An 18,195-nucleotide genomic window follows, 5' to 3' on the forward strand; every position below is an offset into this window, starting at 1 on the left:
GCGAGATCAGAACTCCAGGCAGAAATCGATCAGGCGAGCCTTGTCCCAATACACTTTGCCGAGATACACGCCCGGCGCAATGCAGCGGATCTCGTCGCGAATCCAGTGCGCGACCAGCGAGGTCTCCGAGTAGTCGAGCACAATGCACTCCTTCTGGTCGAGCCAGCTGTCCGCCTTGTAGACCTTGGCCAGGATGGCTTCCAGGCCAAACGGCGTGATGCGGTTCTTGAGCACGCCGCGGCTGGCGTCGAACACCTTGCCCTGCCAGGCGAACAGGCTGACCATGCGCGAGATGCTTTCGCTGAATGTCGTGCCCGGCGAGATGATGGCCGTGCCCTTTGCCTCGCCGTTCGGGATATCTCCAGCGGCGCTGTTGCGAAATAGATCATCCAGTTCGGCCTGCTGCATTTGCAGGAGCTTGTGCACGTCGTAGGCCATGGCGGTCTCCTATCGGGAACGGCAAGGGTGGCGTGGCCTGCGCCGTGGCCAGCAGTACGTCGGCGGCCTTCTCGGCCATCATGTAGATCGCGCTGACCGGAAAGAAGCCCGGAATGCGCGGAAAGGCCGAGGCATCAACAACGCGCAGGCGGCGCGTGCCATGCACGCAGAAGTTGCTGTCGAGCACGCCGCCTGTTGCGCGCGCGCCAATCGGGCACGAGCATGATGCGTGATGGCCCCAGGCGTTGTCGCGAATATAGGCGGCCAGTGCTTCGTCGCTCTGGACATCCACGCCCGGCAGTTCTTCGTTGGCGATCAAGCCCTGCTCTGCCAGCGGTTGCGCCAGCCCGCGTACGAAGCGGATAGCGCCGATCAGCGCGCGCATGTCATCGCCGTGCGGGTCATCCGCGCCGTCGAAATAGCGGAAATCGATGTCGGGCATATCGCGCGGGTCGGCCGAGCGCAGCGACACCACGCCGGCACGGTTGCGCGTGTGCGCCTTCAAGATCGCCCACGTCAGCACATTGTCGTTCTGCGCGAAGACCTTCGAGTAGCCCGGGTAGTAGCCGACAAAACGTTCGAGCAGCGCCATGCAGAAGATGTCCGGTACAGGCATGCGCCGGCCCGATCGGCGGATCACCGCCGTTGCCACGCCATTCGTGGTGTAGACGCCGTCGCGCGAATCGAACCAGCTCTGGTACGGCGCGTCGTCACGCACGAATTTCGCACCCTGCAGCACCTCCCAAGAGCGCGACATACGGTTCACGACGCCAATCTCGTAGCGATCCTGCAGATTGCGGCCGACTCCGGTCAGATCCACGCGCACCGGAATGCCATGTTCCTGCAGGTGCTCGGCCGGGCCGATCCCGGACAGCATCAACAGTTGCGGGGTATTGAACGCGCCGCCCGCAAGGATCACCTCACGCCGCGCGCGGACCTGGCAACGCTCACCGTCCCCATCGCTCGGTTTGACATGGGCTTGATAGAGATGCCTGCCCTTCAGATACTCCACGCCGCACGCATTGCCCTGCGCGTCGAACAGCACGCGCGTGGCCAGCGCATCGAGTTCGATCCGGAGCCTGTCCGGATACCGCTCGGCCACATCGAGCAGACGTTCGCGCGTACCGTGGCGCGCGTGCCGCTGCGTGGTCAGCGGCGTATAGCACACCCCGTGAAAACAGCGTCGGCCCCACAGCCGCGAGTTCGGATCACCTTGCCAGCGAATCAGCCGTAGCCACGCGCGCACGCGCCTTGGCACACTGCGCGCGGCAAGTTCCATCGAACCGATGATGACGCGGACCAGTGCGTCGTCGGCGAGCGCTTCCAGCGGCATCGCGCGCTCAGTATGCAGCCAGCCATCCCAGCCATGCAGCGTGGGATCGATGCCGAACCGTCGCGCGAGATTCCAAAGCGGTCGATGGCGGCATTGCTCGATCCGCTTCGCATAGCTCCGCATGCGAGTCGCCGTCCATGACGGATCGCCGGTCACGTCGGCAATGTGGTCCCAGTCTGCATCGTGCGGATACAGGAAGATCAGCGCGTTGTGCGCAGTGCAACCGCCAAGCGTCCCCGCGCGCGGGTACAGCACGCCCGCGGGACCGCATTTGGGATCGCGATGCTGTTGCGCGTCGTCCGTGTAGTGGCGCACGAAGAAATTCCATGCCATGGCCGGATTCTCGCTTGCACAGGCGTGAAAGCCGGGCACGTCATAGTCTTCAGGCATGCACGACATCTCATGCGCGCGCGCATCGCAGCCGGCTTCGAGCACGCACACGCGCATGCCCGCCTCTGCCAGGCGCGCGGCCAGCGTACCGCCGCCCGCGCCGGAACCTACGACTACGTAGTCCCATTCTGTTTCATCTTCCCCAGACATAGCCCCCCGCTACGCCGCCGGCATTGCATCGTCAGAACGTCTTCAGGAAGGCGATCAAGGCCCGCTTGTCATCGTCGCTCAACACGGGTTCCTTGCCGAACGCGCGCTCGTCGGCGCTCAGGCCGTCCTGGTTGTTGAACTCCGCGGTGCCGAAGTAGTGGCCGCGATTCACGACGAAGTCCGGGCATTTGCTGAGCGACAGCATCGGCTTCACCACGTCCGCATAGATCTTGCGCAGGTCGTCGTCGCTCGCGCCCGCCGGCACGGATGCCAGATCGCCTTTGAGCTTCACCAGCAGCTTCAGCACCTTGGCTGCGTGTTCCGCCTTGGCGACTGGGTCCGATGTCTCCGACAACGGCTGCAGGTTCGCCAGCAGGTTCACCGGCATCCGGGCCGGAGCGGGGCCGATCGTCACATCGCCGCCCTCGCCCACGAGCCATGGCACCCAACGGTGCAGCAGGTCCTCCATGGGGTGCAGCGCATCCGGAACGAACCCGACCGGAATCGTGATCTGGCTACGTTCCGTGGTCCGGTCGATTACGCCCGGCACCTTTGTGCCGAGTACGGAATCGTGGTTACGTTTCTCGGGCCAGAGCAGTTGCTCGATCGAAGCGTCGAATACCTGTACGCGGCCTTTGACAGAAGGGTCGCCACTGAACGGCCCGAGCGCGTTGTTGAGCAGGAACGGTGCGGTCGACCAGATGCTGATCAGCGACGGCACACGCGTATAGCCGCGGCCGCCGGCGGGCATATGGTATTGCCACCGCTCGGCCGTGAACGGGTCGTGCAGCGTCACAGTGCCGACCGACGGCAGGCTCTTGTACGTCTCCGAAGAAAAGTTGTCCCAAATATTGCCGCGAAGCGCGTTGGTGGCCAGCGGGCTGCAGATGTTCGTGCGCAGCAGCGTGGCAGGCACGCGGACGTCGCTGGACAGGTAGTTATTGGCGAGGAAATCCGGCGCGTTGACGATGTCGCGCATCTTCGCCTTGTACTCGTCCGTCTGAGTCCATTTCCAGTAGCGCTGGAAGCAGCCGATGTACTTGTCGCCACCGCATTCGCGCATCTTCAGGTCGGCTGGTGGCGGAGGGCCCTTGCTGGAATGGCAGCGCGCACAGGTCTCGGCGAACACGGCCTTGCCGCGGTTCAGCAGTCGGCCGCCATCAGGCGTGGCGGGATCGGCCAGGAAGGCCTTGCCGCCCGGGGCATCGGCGAGATGATCGGCAGGTGTCGATTTCAGCAGGAACGCTGCCATGTTGAACGAACCGGCTTCCGTCGCGCGCCAGTAAGCGGAATTCTTCTGCGCCACCGCGATCTCGATCGGCGAGATCGACTTGCCTCCGAGGATCGGATTGAAATGCAGCAGCCATTCCTCGCTGAACAGGCCGATGTTCAGGTAGACCCGGTTCAGTGCGCCAAGCACGCCGACGGAATCGGCACCATCCTTGAGCACATGCGGCGTCCATACCGTATCGGGTGCCTTGAAGAACTCGGAAAGCGGCCCCGACTGGACGAAATCGTTCAGTTGCTTGTTGTTCTTCTCGCCGCCGGCGATGGTCTCATGCCCGATCCGCTTGGCCACGCCCATGCGTGCCATCAGGTCATAGAGGGCGTTCATGGTCCGCGGGTTGTTGATGTTGTCGGTGGACACCAGCGAGGTATCCATCGCGCCAGGACGGAACGTGTGGACGAGCTGGAACATGAAATTCTGCTTGCCAGCGGGCGTCGCTGCGTTATGGATGAAAAGGCGATCGACCCACATGTATTGGGCGCCCACGGTAGAGCTAAGCTCGGCCCATTGCGGATGTTCGGGGTCAGCGGGCGGATGGACCGGGCTCGGGCCGATATGACAGAACCCGCATGACATCCCCACGCGATAGGGTCGGATCAGGTCCGCGCGGTTGTAGTAGGAGGGATCGGTGTAGTAGCGTTCCGGGTCCCAGGCTTTGGCGGCTTTCTCGTCGAATGCGGGATTGGGAAAAAGGCGCAGACCGACAATGCCGGTCGGGTAGCCATAGTACGAGCCGACGGGCAGCTTCTGGCCGTTCGAAAAAGTGCCGCCTCGCGCGCCGATCTTGACGCCGGGATAGGCTTGCTCGTTTTCGAACGGGTCTGCAGGGCAATCCTTGCCCCGCTGATCCAGCCACAGGCCGAAACGCTGCGGGTCCGCCCCGGTCGGCTTGCTGAAGCACGGCTCGTTGATCAGTCCGAGATAGGTCCAGCGGTTGTCGCGCGAATAGCCCTGGCTGGGATGCGAGCTGATGGATTTGAGCAGGTCGAACGCGCCGAACGTATAGTGCGTCATCGCGTCCCAGAACCGGTCGTTGCCGCCGGTCCATACGATCCACATGTTGCGGCCCTGGACCTCTTGCTTCGTCAGCGCTACGCCGCGGTCCATGTCGCGGAAGTAGTCTTCCGCCGCGTGCTGGAAGGAGTCGTCCTTGCGACCGGCCTGCTGCGCTTCATCCTCGACATGGCCGGATTTCAGCTTCGAACAGCCGCTCATGATCACCGCGATACAGAAAACGGCGGACCAAAGAATCGACTTGCTGTGCAGGTTCACCGTCGTCCCTCCCCGACCGGATGGTCTATCACAGCAGCGTGTGCGCTACGCACGCCGTTGAGTACAGATAAACCTAGAAATGACCTGAGGAGAAGTCAAGGTTGTTACTGATCTACAACGCTATTTTTGGGGCCGCGTGTTCGAAGATGTTTTCGACAGAGTTAAGCGAACAGATATACCACTCACGCTGGTTGTGCCCGGTGAGCAACTTGCGCCCCCAAAAAGCAAAAACCCCTCAGCTCGAATGAGCTGAGGGGTTCTGCATTATAAGAGCCTGGCGATGACCTACTTTCACACGGGTATCCGCACTATCATCGGCGCGGAGCTGTTTCACGGACCTGTTCGGGATGGGAAGGGGTGGTTCCAGCTCGCTATGGTCACCAGGCATGAGGGGTTGTGAGGCTGACGCGGTCAACCTCACCAATTCGGGATGTAGTTTTGTAGCGTTGGGTTGTGCTGTATCGGCACAAGGCGATTGACTCACCAGGCTAAAACACACTGGTTATAGGATCAAGCCTTACGGGCAATTAGTACTGGTTAGCTTAACGCATTACTGCGCTTCCACACCCAGCCTATCAACGTCCTGGTCTCGAACGACCCTTCAAGGAGGTCAAGCCTCCAGGGAATCCTCATCTTCAGGCGAGTTTCCCGCTTAGATGCTTTCAGCGGTTATCTCTTCCGTACATAGCTACCCTGCGATGCCTCTGGCGAGACAACAGGTACACCAGCGGTACGTCCACTCCGGTCCTCTCGTACTAGGAGCAGCCCCCGTCAAGATTCCAACGCCCACGGCAGATAGGGACCAAACTGTCTCACGACGTTTTAAACCCAGCTCACGTACCTCTTTAAATGGCGAACAGCCATACCCTTGGGACCGGCTACAGCCCCAGGATGAGATGAGCCGACATCGAGGTGCCAAACACCGCCGTCGATATGAACTCTTGGGCGGTATCAGCCTGTTATCCCCAGAGTACCTTTTATCCGTTGAGCGATGGCCCTTCCATTCAGAACCACCGGATCACTATGTCCTGCTTTCGCACCTGCTCGACTTGTCGGTCTCGCAGTTAAGCACGCTTTTGCCATTGCACTTTAGGTACGATGTCCGACCGTACCAAGCGTACCTTCGAACTCCTCCGTTACACTTTGGGAGGAGACCGCCCCAGTCAAACTGCCTACCATGCACTGTCCCCGACCCGGATTCACGGGCCAAGGTTAGAACCTCAAACAAACCAGGGTGGTATTTCAAGGACGGCTCCACGTGAACTAGCGTCCACGCTTCAAAGCCTCCCACCTATCCTACACAGATCGGTTCAAAGTCCAATGCAAAGCTACAGTAAAGGTTCATGGGGTCTTTCCGTCTAGCCGCGGGGAGATTGCATCATCACAAACACTTCAACTTCGCTGAGTCTCGGGAGGAGACAGTGTGGCCATCGTTACGCCATTCGTGCAGGTCGGAACTTACCCGACAAGGAATTTCGCTACCTTAGGACCGTTATAGTTACGGCCGCCGTTTACCGGGACTTCAATCAAGAGCTTGCACCCCATCATTTAATCTTCCGGCACCGGGCAGGCGTCACACCCTATACGTCCACTTTCGTGTTTGCAGAGTGCTGTGTTTTTATTAAACAGTCGCAGCCACCATTTTATTGCAACCCCTTCACCCTTCTGGCGCAGGCCAGTCAAGCTACCAGGGCGTACCTTATCCCGAAGTTACGGTACCAATTTGCCGAGTTCCTTCTCCCGAGTTCTCTCAAGCGCCTTAGAATACTCATCTCGCCCACCTGTGTCGGTTTGCGGTACGGTCTCGTATGACTGAAGCTTAGAGGCTTTTCTTGGAACCACTTCCAATTGCTTCGCGAGCCTAGCTCACTCGCCCCACAGCCTTGAATTGCGCGCCCGGATTTGCCTAAGCGCCTTCTCCACTGCAGGGACCGGGACTTCCAACACCCGGACAACCTTCCGCGATCCGTCCCCCCATCGCATCATACGACGGTGCAGGAATATTAACCTGCTTCCCATCAGCTACGCATCTCTGCCTCGCCTTAGGGGCCGACTCACCCTACGCCGATGAACGTTGCGTAGGAAACCTTGGGCTTACGGCGAGGGGGCCTTTCACCCCCTTTATCGCTACTCATGTCAGCATTCGCACTTCCGATACCTCCAGCATCCTTTACAAGACACCTTCACAGGCTTACGGAACGCTCTCCTACCACGCACATTACTGTGCGTCCGCAGCTTCGGTATATGGCTTAGCCCCGTTACATCTTCCGCGCAGGACGACTCGATCAGTGAGCTATTACGCTTTCTTTAAAGGGTGGCTGCTTCTAAGCCAACCTCCTGACTGTTTTAGCCTTCCCACTTCGTTTCCCACTTAGCCATATTTGGGGACCTTAGCTGGCGGTCTGGGTTGTTTCCCTCTTGACACCGGACGTTAGCACCCGATGTCTGTCTCCCGTGATTGCACTCTTCGGTATTCGGAGTTTGCTATGGCGGGGTAATCAGCAATAGACCCCCCAACCATGACAGTGCTCTACCCCCGAAGGTGACACACGAGGCACTACCTAAATAGTTTTCGGAGAGAACCAGCTATTTCCAGATTTGTTTAGCCTTTCACCCCTATCCACAGCTCATCCCCTAACTTTTCAACGTTAGTGGGTTCGGTCCTCCAGTACGTGTTACCGCACCTTCAACCTGGCCATGGATAGATCATCTGGTTTCGGGTCTACACCCAGCGACTAATCGCCCTGTTCGGACTCGCTTTCGCTACGCCTGCCCTAATCGGTTAAGCTCGCCACTGAATGTAAGTCGCTGACCCATTATACAAAAGGTACGCCGTCACCCCTTACGAGGCTCCGACTGTTTGTATGCATGCGGTTTCAGGATCTATTTCACTCCCCTCCCGGGGTTCTTTTCGCCTTTCCCTCACGGTACTGGTTCACTATCGGTCGATCACGAGTATTTAGCCTTGGAGGATGGTCCCCCCATCTTCAGACAGGATTTCACGTGTCCCGCCCTACTTGTCGTACACCTAGTTCCACAACGCTGTTTTCGCATACAGGGCTATCACCTGCTACGGCCGGGCTTTCCATCCCGTTCTGCTAACAACACTGCTAAAGAGTACAAGGCTCTTCCCATTTCGTTCGCCACTACTTTGGGAATCTCGGTTGATTTCTGTTCCTGCAGCTACTTAGATGTTTCAGTTCGCCGCGTTCGCTTCCCACACCTATGAATTCAGTGTGGGATGACCCATTCGGGCCGGGTTTCCCCATTCGGACATCTCCGGATCAAAGCTCGTTTGCCAGCTCCCCGAAGCTTTTCGCAGGCTACCGCGTCCTTCATCGCCTGTGATCGCCAAGGCATCCACCACATGCACTTGTTCGCTTGACCCTATAACAAGTGTGTCTCAAGGACACCGTCTCGCTACAGGTTGAGTTCTCGCATTTGTGCCGTATTCCAAGTCATCTTTCGATCACTTAAATACTTTGGTTGATACAATCACAACCCGGTATCGCGTTATACAACTGAGCGTCTCATCAACGCTCGCGCGACACCTTTACTACATCCCATATTGTTAAAGAACAGCCGATCTTGCGATCGCTTGGCAAATGCCAAAGGCAAGCGCTCAATGCTAAGCGCTTGCCTTTGGCCAACCATTCTGGCTGCAACAACAAACAAACCGATAAGTGTGAACGCTTGACTTGGGATGCACACTCTGGAAAGGAGGTGATCCAGCCGCACCTTCCGATACGGCTACCTTGTTACGACTTCACCCCAGTCATGAACCCTGCCGTGGTAATCGCCCTCCTTGCGGTTAGGCTAACTACTTCTGGCAAAACCCACTCCCATGGTGTGACGGGCGGTGTGTACAAGACCCGGGAACGTATTCACCGCGGCATGCTGATCCGCGATTACTAGCGATTCCAGCTTCACGTAGTCGAGTTGCAGACTACGATCCGGACTACGATGCGTTTTCTGGGATTGGCTCCCCCTCGCGGGTTGGCAACCCTCTGTACGCACCATTGTATGACGTGTGAAGCCCTACCCATAAGGGCCATGAGGACTTGACGTCATCCCCACCTTCCTCCGGTTTGTCACCGGCAGTCTCTCTAGAGTGCCCTTTCGTAGCAACTAGAGACAAGGGTTGCGCTCGTTGCGGGACTTAACCCAACATCTCACGACACGAGCTGACGACAGCCATGCAGCACCTGTGTCCACTTTCCCTTTCGGGCACCTAATGCATCTCTGCTTCGTTAGTGGCATGTCAAGGGTAGGTAAGGTTTTTCGCGTTGCATCGAATTAATCCACATCATCCACCGCTTGTGCGGGTCCCCGTCAATTCCTTTGAGTTTTAATCTTGCGACCGTACTCCCCAGGCGGTCAACTTCACGCGTTAGCTACGTTACTGAAGAAATGAATCCCCAACAACTAGTTGACATCGTTTAGGGCGTGGACTACCAGGGTATCTAATCCTGTTTGCTCCCCACGCTTTCGTGCATGAGCGTCAGTCATGTCCCAGGGGGCTGCCTTCGCCATCGGTATTCCTCCACATCTCTACGCATTTCACTGCTACACGTGGAATTCTACCCCCCTCTGACACACTCTAGCCTTGCAGTCACAAGCGCCATTCCCAGGTTAAGCCCGGGGATTTCACGCCTGTCTTACAAAACCGCCTGCGCACGCTTTACGCCCAGTAATTCCGATTAACGCTCGCACCCTACGTATTACCGCGGCTGCTGGCACGTAGTTAGCCGGTGCTTATTCTTCCGGTACCGTCATCCCCCCACCGTATTAGGGCAAGGGTTTTCTTTCCGGACAAAAGTGCTTTACAACCCGAAGGCCTTCTTCACACACGCGGCATTGCTGGATCAGGGTTGCCCCCATTGTCCAAAATTCCCCACTGCTGCCTCCCGTAGGAGTCTGGGCCGTGTCTCAGTCCCAGTGTGGCTGATCGTCCTCTCAGACCAGCTACTGATCGTCGCCTTGGTAGGCTCTTACCCCACCAACTAGCTAATCAGACATCGGCCGCTCCTATCGCGCGAGGCCGTTACCGGTCCCCCGCTTTCACCCTCAGGTCGTATGCGGTATTAGCTAATCTTTCGACTAGTTATCCCCCACGACAGGGCACGTTCCGATGTATTACTCACCCGTTCGCCACTCGCCACCAGGCCGAAGCCCGTGCTGCCGTTCGACTTGCATGTGTAAGGCATGCCGCCAGCGTTCAATCTGAGCCAGGATCAAACTCTTCAGTTCAATCTCTGTGTGGACCCGAAGGTCCTCGCTCTTTCGAGCGGTCGCTCACTCTCAGAAAACTGACTGACCAGATCCGTAGACCCAGTCACGTTTTGCTGTGCGAGCACTGATAACTTTTGAGCTAAAAGACCGAAGTCTTTCGCATCCATTATCAAGCGCCCACACTTATCGGTTGTTTGATTGTTAAAGAAGCCACCCTTTCGGGCTACGCTCACCGGCTTTGCCGTTTGCGTTACTGCGTCAGCAGCAGAGAAACAAGACTTTAAAGTATTTTCGACGATTAATCAAGCATTTTCGCGAAATTTCTTTTTTCCGGCGGCTTTGCCTGCCGAACTTGTTCCTGCTTTTTGCCTTTGCCTGCGCCGCCTTGCAGCGACGGCTCCAGCAGAAGGGAGCGAATACTAAAGCGTTACTCCGCGACTGGCAAGTCTTTTTCTAAAAAGCTCGTGAAGAGACTTTGGGGATACAAATTTGCCTCTATGTGCCGGGTAGTATGAAAAGGAGACGCCCACTGCTTTAGTGCTTACTGCAGCGACTCGACCACTGTTGTTTGAATGTGCTGCACCTTGCCCTCTTCACTGATGTCCTGCCGCATAACGATGGCTTGGGCCGGGCAATACCAGTCGGTGACCTGCATCCGCGTGGCCTTGGTCACGATCTGCTCGCCCGCGATGACCATCGGCCCCAGCGACGTCGTACGCACATATTCAATCGGCACGCATTCCGAAAGCCCAAGTGCGGTGCGAATAACCTGCCGCTTGCCGACGCGCCGCGATGCCACCGAAACCGTCGCGTGCGGCGCGACGAGTTTGCCGACTTCGTCACCGGATTCGCGCGCATAGATGGTGAAGGACGCACTGGCGTCGACGGACTCGCCGGGGATCACATCGCCTTCCCGCAGCGGCAGGCCGCGGTACTGGTTATCCAGCAGACCCAGCCCGTCAATGCTCGTGGTGCCATACAGGCGTGCGTATTTGCCCCACGCATTGACCGTTGCCTCGCCTGTGATGCTCGGCGGAGCTCCGTTTGTCGCGGGCCGGAGCAGCACCCGTTGCTGCTGCTCCGTCACGACGGGCGGCCCCATCAATGCAGCAAGCGCTGTCTTGGAATGAATCTCGATGTCAGCCAGGCAGCCTGCATCCGTGGGCAATGGCGGTTGCAATACAGTCCGGCGCGACAGCGGCATCGAGCCATCTGCCTCCATCTGCACGCGTGCGCCGTGCGTGAACCACACGGTGGCGCAGACGTTCGCATTCTCGCGTGCCCCAGGCTCGTCGGCCCATGCCGATGGCGCCCCCACAGATATGAAGCCGGTAAGCAGAGAAAGGCAGACAAGGCTACGCCCAACCGGCACGGGCTTGTTCTGCGCAAAGCCATTCAAGAACGAACTGCGTGCATTCCGCATGGTCAGGATGCCCTCTTTGCCCGGTGGATTGCAGGCCTGAACGCGTCAGGATTCGATCCGGTTGCGCCCGCTCTTCTTCGCGCGATACAGCGCCAGGTCGCTACGCGATAGCGGGGCTTCGGCATTGGCATCGGCCGCGGTCATGAGCGCAATACCGATGCTGACTGTCAGGTCGATCCGCTGCTCATGCTCGATCAGCGGGTACTCGGCAATGCGTTGCTGAATCTGCCGCGCCACGCCAACCGCGCCGCGCATGTCGGCCCCATCGAGCAGAATCCCGAACTCTTCGCCGCCGAGACGTCCGGCCATGTCGCCGGGGCGCAAATGCGCGCGCAGGATGCTACCGAAATGGCGCAGCACCCGGTCGCCGACCCCGTGCCCCCAGCGGTCATTGATCGACTTGAAATGGTCAAGGTCGCACATCATGAGCGCCGTAGCCGCGCCGCGGCCGCTCTGCAAGCTCGCCAGCCGCGTCTCGATCTGCGCCATGAAATGGCGCCGGTTCGGCAAGCCCGTCAGGCTGTCGATGGTCGCAAGCTCTTGCAATTCTGCTTCGATCCGCTTGCGCTCGGTCACGTCCGTAATGAAGCCGTGCCACAGGATGCTGCCATCGGGAAGACGCTGTGGCCTGGCATCGCCCTGCCGCCAGCGCAGGCCCTGCATTGGCAGTTGCACGCGATACTCGAGATGCCACGGCGAAAGCTGTGCCGCCGAAGCGTCAAACGAAGCTCGATAGGCAGCCAGATCGGCCGGGTGGATCAACGCGTCGATACACGACGCATCCGCCGCCACCTGGGCTGGGGTCAGCTCGTAGATCTCGGTGATGCCCGCGCTTGCGTAGGGAAAGAACGATGGGCCGCCGGGCACCGAGCGGTACTGGAACACCAGCCCCGGCACCTCGTTGGTGAGATTCGTGATCAGGCTGACCGCTTCAAGCAGTCTCTCCGACATCGCACGCTGCGAGGTAATGTCCGTGGAAGTGCCCACCATGCGCAGCGCACGGCCGGATGCGTCGCGGTCAACCACCCTGCCCCGGCTGCAGATCCACTTGTAGCTTCCGTCCCGGCAACGGATGCGGTGTTCGACTTCATAGCTGTCGCTGCGGCCCTCGAAGTGGGCCTGCATTGTCGCTTTGACGCGATCGAGATCGTCGGGGTGAAGACGTTGGTAGCTGTCTTCGATCCGGTTGGATACCTCCCAGTCGGCATAGCCCAGCATGGCTTTCCAGCCGCTCGAATACTGGATTTCGCCTGTCACGACGTTGCGATCCCAGATCCCAGTGCCACTGCCTGCAATCGCCAGCGCTAGCAGCCGTTCGCGCTTGCGAAGTGTCTCGATATCGTCGCCCTGCAACACCCCGTCCCCGGCACGGCCCTCCGCCGATTGCGCCAGGGACCGCGATGCGGTCGGTACGTCTTCCGAGGTCGGCGGTGCAAGCATACACACGTCAGAGATGGGCCTGCGGCGAGTATACATGTGCTATTCCGTACGCAGCAGGATGTTGCGCGCAAGCCCTTCATCACGTGGCAACTCAATAACCGACTTACCCAGAATCCGTACCCGGGGTATACTAGTAGGTTGCCGCAGCAAAACCTTGGGTTCCGGGTGAGGCTGTATTCAGGGCCGTCCGCGCTTCGGGGACCTGATGGGCGCCACTTTTTGACTTCCGGGCTTTATGGCCGGCAGTCGGTGCGGCCGGCAAACGGGGGCGCAAGGAACAGGCCGTGAATGATGGGGCTGCAGTGGACTCACCCGCAGTCCAGCCCACGCTTGCACGTCCCGGTATGCTGCAACGCACCAAACACTGTAGAATATGCGCCCCCTGCTCACCGGCCCATAACGCCGGGGTTCGGCTCATCGCCACGCCAATGTCAGTCCGAAGCCTTGACAGCGGGCCAGAAAACGCACGCAATGAGTGCGCGCTGCAATCAAAACGCGGTGCAATCAAAACGCGATCACGAAGGAAACAGCAGTAGATGACGAGCGGTCCACAACGAACGGCTGCGAAAGCCCGCGAAGCAGGTATTGTCAAGGGCCTCGGCGGCTCAACGGAATCCATGTCGCCGGATGAAGCCAATGCGCGCACCCAGCAACTGCGCGCGCTGATCCAGCTGGGCAGGCAACGTGGGTATCTGACCCACGCGGATATCAGCGACCATCTGCAAGAGAACTTCACCGACACGGCGGCGATGGAAAGCATCGTCACGACGTTCGCCGAAATGGGCGTGAAGATCTTCGAGCAGACGCCCGATGCCGAGACGCTGCTGCTTAGCGACAACGCAGTAGTCGCTTCCGACGACCAGGCCGATGAAGAAGCCGAAGTGGCGCTTTCCACCGTGGACTCGGAGTTCGGCCGCACGACCGATCCGGTGCGCATGTACATGCGCGAGATGAGCTCCGCCACGCTGCTGACGCGCAAGGAAGAAGTCGAGCTCGCCAAGCGGATCGAAGATGGCCTGAACAATATGGTGCACGCCATTTCGGCCTGCCCGTCCACGATTGCCACCATCCTCGAACTGTCGGGCCGCGTGGCCAGCGCCGAGATGGGCATCGACGATCTGGTCGACGGCCTGACCGACGAAAGCGGCGCTGATGCTCCCGTGACCGCCAGCGCTGACGATAGCGACGACGACAGCGCCGACACCGCGGATGAAGACGACAGCAACGAGGACGACGACGATGCCGAAGAAGGCTCGACGCAGCAGAGCGCTGAAGCCGATCTCGCCAAGCTGCGCGACGAATGCCTGAAGCGCTTTGCGCGCGTGTCCGAGCAGTTCGAGCTGATGCGGCAGGAATACGCCGCCAACGGCAGCGGATCGGCAGGGTTCGTGACCGCCCGCGACACGGTGCGCGACGAGCTGCGTACGATCCGCTTCACCGCAAAGACCATTGAACGCCTGTGCGCCGATGTCCAGTCCATGGTCGACGATGTACGCGTGGTCGAGCGCCAGGTGGTCCAGCTGCTGGTCGACCGTTGCGGCATGGACCGCGAGGACGTCATCGCACGCTTCCCTGGCAATGAAACCAACCTGAGCTGGGGCCGCGACCTTGCCGCCGCATCGCGCCCGTACAGCGCCGCCGTCGCGCGCGCGCTGCCGGATCTCGAAGCGCATCAGCAAAAGCTGATCGACATCCAGGCCCGCGCGGCGCTCCCGCTGGCCGAGCTGAAGGCGGTGAACCGCAAGATGCTGGCCGCCGAGCGCCAGATGCGCCAGGCCAAGCACGAGATGACCCAGGCCAACCTGCGCCTGGTGATCTCGATTGCGAAGAAGTACACGAACCGCGGCCTGCAGTTCCTGGATCTGATCCAGGAAGGCAATATCGGCCTGATGAAGGCCGTGGACAAGTTCGAGTACCGCCGCGGCTGGAAGTTCTCGACGTACGCGACGTGGTGGGTGCGCCAGGCCGTGACGCGCGCCATTGCAGACCAGGCCCGCACGATCCGCGTCCCGGTCCACATGATCGAGCAGATCAACAAGCTCAACCGCCTGTCGCGCGAGCTCATGCAGCAGACCGGCAAGGAGCCGGATCCGGCCGTACTGGCCGAGCGCATGGACATGCCCGAAGAAAAGGTCCGCGCGATCATGAAGATCGCCCGCGAACCGGTCTCGATGGAAACGCCCGTGGGCGAAGACGGCGACACGAGCCTCGGCGACATGATTGCCGACTCGGACACCGCGACGCCGGCCGACGCCGCCCTCCAGGCGAGCCTGCGCGAAGTCGTGCGTGAAATGCTCGACGAGCTCACGCCGCGTGAAGCCAAGGTGCTGCGCATGCGCTTCGGCATCGATATGGCCACCGACTACACGTTGGAAGAAGTCGGCAAGCAGTTCGACGTGACGCGCGAGCGTATCCGCCAGATCGAAAGCAAGGCGATGCGCAAGCTGCGCCACCCGAGCCGCGCCGATCAGCTCATCACCTATCTGCGCGACGCGTAATCGGCATGGCGGGGCATCCTGCACCCGCAGGATGCTTTCGCTTACCATGACAACGACTGCCGGCGGCCCTTGGGCTGCCGGTTTTCGCATGGATGGCTGCTACACCACACACGCCATACTGGCTGACATATCGCTTAGTGCAAAATTCCGGCTGGAATACTTGAGGGCCAGGCGGAGCGCATCCGGCAGGAAAAGCACAGCGTTCCGATGCACCGCTTCTCATGCCGCATCGCGCACTTGCCGCGGACCGGGACAGCTCGTCCCCCAACAGAGCACACAGGAGTTTTTCCATGACCGACTCGAACATCTCTTTTCTTGGCAGGATCTCGCTGGCCGTGGGCACCTTCTTTGCCATCCTTGGCAACGGTGAACTGGCTGCCGGGGTACGCCGCCTGCGCAACGGCGAACTGCCTGCTGCCGCGCCGGCCCCGGTGGCCGCGCCCGTGGCAGCCCCGGCTCCCGCTGCGCCCGCACCGGCGCCCGCACTGAAGGAAGCAAGCCCCGTCGCGGCCCTGCAACTGCTGGGACTGCTCCAGCGCGATGCGCGGTTCATCGACTTCGTCGAGGAAGACATTGCCGGCTATACCGACACCGAGATCGGCGGCGCCGCCCGTCTCGTCCACGATGGCTGCCGCGCCGTGCTGCGCGAGCATTTTACGATCCGCCCGGTACGCAATGAAGCCGAAGGCAGCCGCGTAACGCTGGCCGACGGCTTCGATGCCACGGCCGTCCGCCTGACCGGCAATGTGGTCGGCAGCGCGCCGTTCCACGGCAACCTCAGCCATCGCGGCTGGAAGGCCGAGGAAGTCAGGCTGCCGCGCCTGGCCGAGCGCCATGACGCCACCGTCATCGCCCCCGCGGAGGTCGAGCTATGAGCGAGGCCCGCTATTCCATCGGCATCGACCTGGGCACCACGCACAGCGCCCTGTCCTACGTCGACCTGACCGGCAGCGACGGCGAGAAGACCAGCCAGGGTGTCCTGGCGATCCCGCAGCTGACCGGACCGGGTGCGACGGAAGCACGCGATCTGCTGCCCTCCTTCCTGTATCTGCCGCACGAGAGCGAGCTGGCGCCGGGCGACCTGGCCCTGCCATGGAGTGCCACGCGCGAATTCGCCGTGGGCGAGCTGGCTCGCAGCCGCGGTGCCGGCACCCCTATCCGGCTGGTATCGAGTGCAAAAAGCTGGCTGTGTCACCCCGGCGTGGACCGCCGCGCCGCGATCCTGCCTAACGATGCGCCGCCTGAAGTGCCGCGCGTATCGCCGCTCGAGGCATCGGTGCGTTATCTCACCCACCTGCGCGAAGCGTGGGACCAGGCGCATCCCGACGCGCCGTTCGCCGAGCAGGACGTGACGGTGACGATTCCGGCCTCGTTCGACCCGGCCGCGCGCGAACTCACCGCAGAGGCCGCCGCGGCCGCTGGCTACGCGCGCATGACGCTGCTCGAAGAGCCGCAGGCTGCGCTCTATAGCTGGATCGAGAAAAGCGGTGGCCAGTGGCGCAAGGACGTCAAGGTCGGCGACATCATCCTCGTCGTCGACGTTGGCGGCGGCACCACCGACCTGTCGCTGATCGCAGTCATCGAGCGTGATGGCAACCTGGAACTGCATCGTGTGGCCGTCGGCGAGCATATCCTGCTCGGCGGCGACAACATGGATCTGGCACTGGCCCACGTAGTCGCGCGCAAGCTCGCTGCGCAAGGCACGCAAGCCGACCCGTGGCAACTGCGCGCGCTGACCTATGCGTGCCGGGCGGCCAAGGAAACGCTGCTGACTGACCCGACGGTGGATACCGTGCCGCTGGTCGTGCCCAGCCGCGGCTCCAAGCTGATCGGCGGATCGATCCGCACGGACCTGACACGTACGGAACTCACCCAGATCATCCTGGAAGGCTTCTTCCCGCAGGTCGACGCTGCGGCCCGGCCGGTAAGCCGTGCGCGCGTCGGCCTGACGCAGCTTGGCCTGCCCTATGCACAGGATGCGGCAATCACGCGGCATCTGGCAGCCTTTCTTGGCCGCCAGGTCGGTGCGCTCGCCGATCTGGAAGGGTTCCGGGGTACGCAGCCGGAAAGCGCGACTTTCCTGCATCCGACCGCAGTACTGTTCAACGGCGGCGTATTCAAATCGGGCCTGCTCGCGGACCGTATCCAGCAGACCCTGAACGGCTGGCTTGCCGCAGAAGGCGCGGCCCCTGCCCGGCTGCTCGGCGGTGCCGAACTGGACCTGGCCGTGGCACGCGGCGCCGCGTACTACGGTTATGTGCGACGCGGCAAGGGCGTGCGCATCCGTGGCGGCACCGCGCGCTCGTATTACATCGCCGTGGAATCGTCGATGCCCGCCGTGCCGGGGTTCGAACCGCCGATCCAGGCGCTGTGTGTGGCACCGTTTGGCATGGAAGAAGGCACCGAAACCGAATTGCCGCCGCAGGAACTCGGCCTTGTGGTCGGCGAACCAGTGCATTTCCGGTTCTTCGGCTCCTCGGTGCGCCGCCAGGACCAGGTCGGTACCTTGCTCGATTTCTGGGGCCCCGAGGAACTGCATGAACTGGAGGAAATCCAGGCGACCCTGCCGGCCGAAGGACGCACGCCGGGCGAAGTCGTTCCGGTCAGGCTGCACGCACGCGTGACGGAAGCGGGCACGCTAGAACTCGAGGCCGTCCGCGGCAACGACGAGCGCTGGAAGGTCGAATTCGACGTGCGCGGCGGCGCGCAGGGTTGAACACCGTTTAGCGGA

General features: G+C 60.8%; 8 protein-coding genes and 3 rRNA genes. 3 read left to right on the top strand and 8 right to left on the bottom strand.

Annotation, left to right across the window (positions count from 1 at the left end; genetic code table 11):
* Positions 1–6: 6 nt before the first annotated feature.
* From K2O51_RS21465 to K2O51_RS21500, 8 genes are all read right to left on the bottom strand, one after another.
* The gene (locus K2O51_RS21465) at positions 7–438 is read right to left on the bottom strand and encodes a hypothetical protein (protein WP_011297908.1); all 432 of its coding nucleotides are present in this window, start codon (positions 436–438) and stop codon (positions 7–9) included.
* On the bottom strand, positions 386–2,311 hold the full coding sequence (locus K2O51_RS21470; RefSeq protein WP_011297909.1) for a GMC family oxidoreductase: 1,926 nt from the start codon (positions 2,309–2,311) through the stop codon (positions 386–388). Before K2O51_RS21470 ends, K2O51_RS21465 begins: the two co-directional genes overlap by 53 nt.
* Before the next feature lie 31 nt (positions 2,312–2,342).
* A complete protein-coding gene (locus K2O51_RS21475; protein ID WP_245001951.1) occupies positions 2,343–4,814 on the bottom strand; it encodes a hypothetical protein in 2,472 nt (823 codons plus the stop codon).
* A gap of 329 nt (positions 4,815–5,143) precedes the next feature.
* Positions 5,144–5,256: ribosomal RNA gene (gene rrf, locus K2O51_RS21480) — 5S ribosomal RNA — on the bottom strand.
* 121 nt (positions 5,257–5,377) lie between these two features.
* Positions 5,378–8,258 (bottom strand): 23S ribosomal RNA (locus tag K2O51_RS21485).
* 329 nt (positions 8,259–8,587) lie between these two features.
* A 16S ribosomal RNA gene (locus K2O51_RS21490) occupies positions 8,588–10,121 on the bottom strand.
* Together the 16S, 23S and 5S rRNA genes form the textbook arrangement of a ribosomal RNA operon.
* 523 nt (positions 10,122–10,644) lie before the next feature.
* Complete coding sequence (locus K2O51_RS21495) at positions 10,645–11,307, bottom strand: hypothetical protein (protein ID WP_245001952.1); 663 nt, start codon at positions 11,305–11,307, stop codon at positions 10,645–10,647.
* A gap of 264 nt (positions 11,308–11,571) precedes the next feature.
* Positions 11,572–12,966, bottom strand: coding sequence for a sensor domain-containing diguanylate cyclase (locus tag K2O51_RS21500; protein ID WP_235679803.1), 1,395 nt, complete (start codon positions 12,964–12,966; stop codon positions 11,572–11,574).
* A gap of 536 nt (positions 12,967–13,502) precedes the next feature.
* Here K2O51_RS21500 and rpoD point away from each other — a divergent pair.
* The 3 genes from rpoD to K2O51_RS21515 all read left to right on the top strand — a co-directional run bounded on the left by rpoD (position 13,503) and on the right by K2O51_RS21515 (position 18,180).
* On the top strand, positions 13,503–15,464 hold the full coding sequence (gene rpoD, locus K2O51_RS21505) for an RNA polymerase sigma factor RpoD (RefSeq protein ID WP_011297913.1): 1,962 nt from the start codon (positions 13,503–13,505) through the stop codon (positions 15,462–15,464).
* Between the two features lie 290 nt (positions 15,465–15,754).
* Positions 15,755–16,339: a DUF2760 domain-containing protein gene (locus K2O51_RS21510; protein ID WP_011297914.1), complete on the top strand. Its 585-nt coding sequence runs from the start codon at positions 15,755–15,757 to the stop codon at positions 16,337–16,339.
* Positions 16,336–18,180 (top strand): Hsp70 family protein, encoded by a 1,845-nt coding sequence (locus K2O51_RS21515; RefSeq protein WP_220631629.1) that lies wholly within the window; start codon positions 16,336–16,338, stop codon positions 18,178–18,180. Before K2O51_RS21510 ends, K2O51_RS21515 begins: the two co-directional genes overlap by 4 nt.
* Positions 18,181–18,195 lie beyond the last annotated feature (15 nt).

The sequence above is a fragment of the Cupriavidus pinatubonensis genome (genome assembly GCF_019602855.1).
In the GTDB taxonomy this organism is placed as follows: Bacteria; Pseudomonadota; Gammaproteobacteria; order Burkholderiales; family Burkholderiaceae; genus Cupriavidus; species Cupriavidus pinatubonensis.